This window comes from Kitasatospora sp. NPDC059673 (genome assembly GCF_042734215.1).
Lineage (GTDB): Bacteria > Actinomycetota > Actinomycetes > Streptomycetales > Streptomycetaceae > Kitasatospora.
The window spans coordinates 43,592-50,051 of sequence record NZ_JBHWEN010000038.1 but is presented as its reverse complement, the minus strand read 5'-3'; the positions used below and the strand labels follow the sequence as shown (position 1 = coordinate 50,051).

Sequence of the window (6,460 nt, the reverse complement as noted above, 5' to 3'; positions counted from 1 at the left end):
GCCGTCTTCTGACGGCCGGGGCCCTCGGCCTACCCTGGAGGGGTGCAGGCACACCGGCGGCATGTGCGCTACTTCGTGATGATGGGCGTCTGCCTGGGGCTGTTCGTCCTCGCCTGGGGCGTGGTGCGCTTCTACTCGGTCGGCGCCGCCATCGGCATGTGCGTGCTCGCCATGGTGATACCGCCACTGGCCGCCGTCCTCGCCAACCGGCGCGACAAGGACGACGACTGGTGGAACGACCCGCGCTGGGACGACCCGCACTGGGAGCAGCGCGGCCACGACCGGGACCGGCCGGACCGCGAACCGCCCGAGGACCTGTGGGCCAATCCGCGCCCGGGCGATCCGGGGCCGGACGACCGGCGCCCGGACGACCCGCGCTGGGACGACCCCCGTTGGGACGATCCGCACTGGGAGCAGCCCGGCCACGACCGCGACCGGCCGGACCGGGAGCCCCCGGAGGGCCGGTAGTGGATCAGTAGACGAGCGCCTGCGCGTCGTCCGCCATCACCTCGGACAGGAACACCTGCGCGCCGGCGATCCGCACGCCCTCGATGACGTCCGCCTGGCCGATGTCCCGGCGCGCCGCGCACTGGGTGCAGAGGGTGACGGTGCCGGCGGCGAGGATCACCTCCAGCAGGTCGGGCAGCGGTGCGGCGTGCGGCAGTTCGAACTCGGCGGCCCTGCCGGGCAGCGCGAACCACGAGGACTCGCCGGTGAGCCAGAGCGAGACCGGCACGCCGCTGGCGGCCGCGACCGAGGCGACCGTGAAGGCCTGTGAGCAGCGCTCCGGCGCGTCCGCACCGGCGGTGACCTTGATGACCAGCTTCTTCGACATGCCCCAGAGACTACGGCCGCAGGGGGCGCCCGATAGACTCCCGGCCGTAGTGGAAAGCCCCGTTCCTCCGTCGAACCCGCCCCTGGGAGCACACCGTGTCCGGTCTTGAGATCTTCTTCGAAAGTGTCCTGGTTCTGGTGGCCGTGCTGATCACCTGGTTCGCCATCTTCTCGGTCATGAAGCTCTACCAGGGCCAGCGCTGAGCTCTGCCGTACGGTTGACCAGGTAACCGTCCGACGACAGCAGCCAGGACCATGATCGAGATTCCTTCCGACCTCCACCGGGACGTCGTCCCGCTCGCCTTCCTCCTCGGTACCTGGGAGGGCGCGGGCGTCCACGACTTCCCCGGCAGCGAGAAGTGCAACTTCGGCCAGGAGATCGTCTTCCGCCACGACGGACGACCCTTCCTGGAGTTCCGCTCCCGTACCTGGGTGCTGGACGAGCAGGGCGAGAAGGTCCGCCCGCTGGAGATGGAGCACGCCTTCTGGCGCGTCACCAGCAACCAGCACGGGACCAGCGGCGAGCGCGAGATCGAGGTCTCCTCGGTGCGCGACGACGGCACCGTGGAGATCTGGTACGGCAAGCTGCACGACGGCAAGCCGCAGATCGACCTGGCCACCGACGCCGTCGCCCGGATCGAGGGCGCGGCCCCGTACAGCGGCGGCAAGCGCCTGTTCGGCCTGGTCAAGGACGAGCTGCTGTGGGTCGGCGAGAAGGCCGCCCCCCAGGTGCCGCTGCGGCCGTACATGTCGGCGCAGCTGAAGAAGGTGCTCAACCCGGCGCAGCTGGTCAAGGACGTCAACGACCTCCCGGACGACGGGATCGCGTTCTTCCGCTGAGCGGACGGGCACGGACGAGTGGGGGACCGACCCGGCGGTCGGTCCCTACACTGGTCGGCACGACCTCTCAACGGGCAGGGACACCGTGGCGAACACCGACACCACCGACTGGAAGGCCGACCTGCGCGAGCGCGGCTACCGGTTGACCCCGCAGCGCCAGCTGGTGCTGGAGGCTGTCGACGTACTCGACCACGCCACCCCGGACGAGATCCTGGCGCAGGTCCGCCGCACCGCCAGTGGCGTCAACATCTCCACCGTGTACCGGACGCTGGAGCTCCTGGAGGAGCTCGGTCTGGTCTCGCACGCCCACCTCGGGCACGGCGCGCCCACCTACCACCTGGCGGGTCGGCACACCCACCTGCACCTGGTCTGCCGGGACTGCGACCAGGTCTCCGAGACCGACACCGCGATCGCCGCGCCGCTGATCGAGAGCCTGCGCACCGAGCACGGCTTCGACACCGATCTGAAGCACTTCGCCATCTTCGGCCGCTGCGCGGACTGCACCGCCAAGCTGGAGCACCCGCAGCCGTAAGCTGGCCGGTATGAAGAGCCCGCTGCTTGCGCTGCCCGGCGCCGTCGCCGCCGAAGGTCCCGACGAAGGGGTCGCCGCCCACTACGGCGACCTGTTCCGCGAGCAGCGCGAACTGGCCGCCGGGCGCGGCTTCACCGACCTGTCGCACCGCGGCGTGATCACCGTCACCGGGCCGGACCGGCTGAGCTGGCTGCACCTGTTGCTCACCCAGCACGTCAGCGAACTGCCGCCGGGGCAGGCCACCGAGGCACTGGTGCTGTCCCCGCACGGGCACGTCGAGCACGCGCTGTACCTGGTCGACGACGGTGCCACCACCTGGATCCACGTCGAGCCCGGTACCGCGCCCGCGCTGGTGACGTACCTGGAGTCGATGAAGTTCTGGAACCGGGCCGAAGTCACCGACGCCACCGCCGACTACGCCGTGGTGTTCCTGCCGGCCGGCTCCACCGTCCTCGCCGACCGGGCCGCGGCGGTGCGCGAACTCCCGTGGGGCCGTGACCTGTTCCTGCCGCGCGCCGAACTCGCCGAGGCCGCAGCCGGGTTCGGTCCGGCCGCGGGCGTGTGGGCGTACGAGGCGCTGCGGATCGAGGGGCACCGGCCGCGCCTGGGTTTCGAGACCGATCACCGCACCATCCCGCACGAGGTGGACTGGCTGGGCAGCGCGGTGCACCTGCACAAGGGCTGCTACCGCGGCCAGGAGACGGTCGCCCGGGTGCACAACCTGGGCCGCCCGCCGCGCCGGCTGGTCTTCCTGCACCTGGACGGCACCGAGGAGAAGCTGCCCGGGCACGGGGCCGAGGTCCGCGTCGAGGGCCAGGACCGGCCGGTCGGCTTCGTCACCTCCTCGGCCCGCCACCACGAGCTCGGCCCGGTCGCGCTGGCCCTGGTCAAGCGCAACACCCCGGTCGACGCGGTGCTGCTGGCCGACGGCGTGCCCGGCAGCCAGGACGTGATCGTCCCGGCCTGACCGGTCTCAGACCTCCAGCAGGACGGTGAACGGCCCGTCGTTCACCAGCGACACCTTCATGTCGGCACCGAACCGCCCGGTCTCCACCTTCGCGCCCAAGGCGCGGAGTTCGGCCACCACGGCGTCCACCAGCGGTTCGGCGACCGGGCCGGGGGCGGCGGCGTTCCAGGTGGGGCGGCGGCCCTTGCGGGCGTCTCCGTACAGGGTGAACTGGCTGATCACCAGCAGGGGGGCGCCGAGCTCCGAGCAGGACTGCTCGGGGCTGCCGGGGAACAGCCGCAGCGTCCACAGTTTGCGGGCCAGTTGGGCGGCCTGCGCCGGAGTGTCCTCGTGGGTGGCGCCGACCAGGACGCACAGGCCGGGCCCCTCGATCGCGCCGACCGTCTCGCCGTCCACCGTCACGGCCGCCTCGGCGACCCGCTGCACCACTGCTCGCATGCCGCCATTGTGCCCGCACGTCCACCCAGGGGGCGCGCACCCTCCGGTTGCACGCCGGGGTCGCATGCGGTGCGCCCCGATCGGTGCAGGTGAACCCATGGCGCGGATTCTTCGTACTAGCCAGGGGTGTTCGCCAGGGGGCCATCCGGGTACTCGGGCGTGCGGCGCCGGGGCCCGGAATGGCACGCTGTCCGACGGCCCGGGGCCATCCGGGCCCCGAGGGGGCGTCCGTCGTCCCGGCGAACCGCGTCACCCGCACGAGTGGCATCGCCCGCCGGGGGGAACCCTGAGTGGCGGGCGGCCGTGCGATCGGCGGGCACAGGTACTACGGCAGGTGGTCGGATTGATGGACGTGAGCGCGCTCGACGGGCTGGCGGGCCTGGCCCTGGAGGAACTGCGGGTGCTGCGCCGGGACGCCCTGGAGCAGGAGGCCGACCTGTCGTACCTGCGCCGCCTGCTGCACGGCCGGATGGACATCCTGCGGGCCGAACTCCAGCGCCGGGAGATCCCGTTGGCCGGCGCCAGCGAGGCGCAGTGCGCGCTGCTCGACCGGCTGCCCGCGATCCTGGCGGACGCCCCGTCCACCACCCGCCGCCCGGCCCGGCACCTGACCCTCGGCCCGCCCCGCGGCGAGCGCTACCGGCTGGAGGCGGACGCCCTGATGGGCGACGTGCAACTGGCCGACCTCGGCGCGCACGCCACCGCCGACCTGCTGGCCGCCGTCGAACGGCTGGCCGAGCACGAGCGCGAGGTGTCCGGCCGCCGCCAGACGCTGCAGCGCACCGCGGACGACTGCGGGGCGGAAATCACCCGCAGGTACCGTGAGGGGGAGGCCCGGGTCGAGGACCTGCTCGGCGGAGGCTGAGCGGTCGGGACGCGACCGGGGCCCACCCACCCTCACCGCACCGCACGTCCTGGAGACCGCCCGTGTCGCAGTCCGTCCTGCCCGCCCTCGCCGAGGTCATACGCTCCGGCTTCACCGAGGGCCGCCATCGCGGTTCGCTGGTCCTGCTCGACGCCGACGGCACCGTCGCGTACACGCTGGGCACCCCCGAGCAGCCGGTCTACCCGCGCTCCACCGCCAAGCCGTTCCAGGCGATGGCGACCCTGCGGGCCGGCCTGGAGCTGCATGGCGAGCAGCTCGCGCTGGCCGCCTCCAGCCACTCCGCGGAGCCCTTCCACCGGGCCGGGGTGCGCCGGATCCTGGCCGACGCCGGCCTCACCGAGGTCGCCCTGCGCACCCCCGCCGAACTGCCGCTGGACGAGGTCGAGGCGGAGGAGCTGCTGCGCTCCGGCGGGGAGCGGGCGCCGATCCTGATGGACTGCTCCGGCAAGCACGCCGGCTGGCTGGCCGCCTGCGCCGCCAACGGCTGGGACCTGGCCTCCTACCTCGACCCCGAGCACCCGATCCAGCGCCTGGCCCGCACCGCGCTGGAGGAGACCGCCGGCGAGCCGGCCGTGCACACCGGCACCGACGGCTGCGGCGCCCCGCTGCTGGCCGTCTCGCTGACCGGCCTGGCCCGCGGCTACCGCGCCCTGGTGATGGCCGAGCCCGGCACCGAGCAGCGCCGGGTGGCCGACGCGATGCGCGCCCACCCCGAGTACGTGGCCGGCACCCGCCGGGCCGACACCTGGCTGATGCGGGCGGTGCCCGGCGCGCTGTCCAAGATGGGCGCGGAGGCCGTCCAGGTGGTCGCACTGGCCGATGGCCGCGCCCTGGCCTTCAAGATCGAGGACGGCGCGGAGCGCGCCCGCGGCCCGGTGCTGGCCGCCGCGTTGCGCCGCCTCGGCCTCCAGGACCCGGTGCTGGAGCGGATCGCGTCCGCTCCGCTGCACGGTGGCGGCGCGGTGGTCGGCGAGGTCCGCGCGGCGTTCTGACGCCCCGTCGGGCGAAGCCGGGATGCCCCTTCCGGCGCCCTGGTGCACGGTGGACGGCGGGGGAGCGCCCGCCACCGCCGCACAGGGAGTACCTGCATGTCCGACCACACCTACCGGGTCACCGAGATCGTCGGCTCCTCGCACGAAGGGGTGGACGCCGCCATCCGCAACGGCATCGCCCGCGCCGACCGCACCCTGCGCAACCTCGACTGGTTCGAGGTGGTGCAGATCCGCGGCCACATCGAGGACGGCGCGATCAAGCACTTCCAGGTCGGCCTGAAGGTCGGGTTCCGGCTCGACGACAACGACGGCTGACCGACCGCCGGGAACGCGTGAGGGGCGGGAGTCCAACACCGGACTCCCGCCCCTCGCGCGGGCACTGCGGGCCGCCCCGAAGGGCGTGGCGGCTCAGTGGCCGCCCTGCTCCTGGAGGCGCTTGATCGAAGCCTCGACCTCGGCCTCGGCCTCGGCCCGGCCGACCCAGTCGGCGCCCTGGACGGACTTGCCGGGCTCCAGGTCCTTGTAGACCTCGAAGAAGTGCTGGATCTCCAGACGGTCGAACTCCGACACGTCCTGGATGTCCTGCAGGTGCGACCAGCGCGGGTCGGTCGCCGGGACGCACAGCAGCTTGTCGTCGCCGCCGGCCTCGTCGGTCATCTGGAACATGCCGATGGCGCGGCACTTGATCAGGCAGCCGGGGAAGGTCGGCTCATCCAGGATGACCAGCGCGTCCAGCGGGTCGCCGTCGTCCGCGAGGGTGCCCTCGACGTAGCCGTAGTCGGCCGGGTAGCGGGTCGAGGTGAAGAGCATGCGGTCCAGACGGAGCCGACCGGTCTCATGGTCGACCTCGTACTTGTTGCGCGAGCCCTTCGGGATCTCGATCAGGACGTCGAACTCCAACGCTTCCTCCAAGGGTGGGGACTGACAGAATCCAAGTGTCTCCTACGGCAGGGAGTGCTCGGGAAAGGGGC

The 6,460-nt window shown here is 72.7% G+C and carries 9 protein-coding genes and 1 pseudogene; 7 read left to right on the top strand and 3 right to left on the bottom strand.

Translation table 11 applies throughout. The features are described 5' to 3' along the window. Positions 1–42: 42 nt before the first annotated feature. Positions 43–294: pseudogene (locus ACFV18_RS30825) on the top strand (DUF3099 domain-containing protein); the annotation flags it as partial. A gap of 178 nt (positions 295–472) precedes the next feature. Here ACFV18_RS30825 and ACFV18_RS30820 read toward each other — a convergent pair. Continuing rightward, positions 473–835, bottom strand: a complete 363-nt coding sequence (locus tag ACFV18_RS30820; protein ID WP_380488584.1) for a DsrE family protein — start codon at positions 833–835, stop codon at positions 473–475. A 254-nt stretch (positions 836–1,089) separates the two neighbouring features. Here ACFV18_RS30820 and ACFV18_RS30815 point away from each other — a divergent pair, with 254 nt between their 5' ends. The 3 genes from ACFV18_RS30815 to ACFV18_RS30805 all read left to right on the top strand — a co-directional run bounded on the left by ACFV18_RS30815 (position 1,090) and on the right by ACFV18_RS30805 (position 3,173). Further along, entirely contained in the window at positions 1,090–1,674 is a 585-nt protein-coding gene (locus ACFV18_RS30815) for an FABP family protein (protein WP_380488583.1), read from the top strand. Between the two features lie 85 nt (positions 1,675–1,759). Beyond that, on the top strand, positions 1,760–2,206 hold the full coding sequence (locus ACFV18_RS30810; protein ID WP_380488582.1) for a Fur family transcriptional regulator: 447 nt from the start codon (positions 1,760–1,762) through the stop codon (positions 2,204–2,206). Positions 2,207–2,216: 10 nt separating this feature from the next. After that, positions 2,217–3,173: a YgfZ/GcvT domain-containing protein gene (locus ACFV18_RS30805; protein WP_380488581.1), complete on the top strand. Its 957-nt coding sequence runs from the start codon at positions 2,217–2,219 to the stop codon at positions 3,171–3,173. A 6-nt stretch (positions 3,174–3,179) separates the two neighbouring features. On the opposite strand, the gene dtd is transcribed toward ACFV18_RS30805, so the two are convergent. Further along, positions 3,180–3,611 carry a D-aminoacyl-tRNA deacylase gene (dtd, locus tag ACFV18_RS30800; RefSeq protein WP_035872970.1) on the bottom strand — a complete coding sequence of 144 codons (432 nt, stop codon included), beginning with the start codon at positions 3,609–3,611 and terminating at the stop codon, positions 3,180–3,182. 346 nt (positions 3,612–3,957) lie between these two features. On the opposite strand from dtd, the gene ACFV18_RS30795 reads away from it, so the two are divergent. From ACFV18_RS30795 to ACFV18_RS30785, 3 genes are all read left to right on the top strand, one after another. Next, positions 3,958–4,476 (top strand): ABC transporter substrate-binding protein, encoded by a 519-nt coding sequence (locus tag ACFV18_RS30795; RefSeq protein ID WP_380488580.1) that lies wholly within the window; start codon positions 3,958–3,960, stop codon positions 4,474–4,476. A 62-nt stretch (positions 4,477–4,538) separates the two neighbouring features. Continuing rightward, positions 4,539–5,489 (top strand): asparaginase, encoded by a 951-nt coding sequence (locus tag ACFV18_RS30790; protein WP_380488579.1) that lies wholly within the window; start codon positions 4,539–4,541, stop codon positions 5,487–5,489. 96 nt (positions 5,490–5,585) lie between these two features. Continuing rightward, on the top strand, positions 5,586–5,804 hold the full coding sequence (locus ACFV18_RS30785; protein WP_380488578.1) for a dodecin: 219 nt from the start codon (positions 5,586–5,588) through the stop codon (positions 5,802–5,804). Between the two features lie 93 nt (positions 5,805–5,897). On the opposite strand, the gene ACFV18_RS30780 is transcribed toward ACFV18_RS30785, so the two are convergent. Next, on the bottom strand, positions 5,898–6,389 hold the full coding sequence (locus ACFV18_RS30780) for an inorganic diphosphatase (RefSeq protein WP_100587648.1): 492 nt from the start codon (positions 6,387–6,389) through the stop codon (positions 5,898–5,900). Between the last annotated feature and the right edge of the window lie 71 nt (positions 6,390–6,460).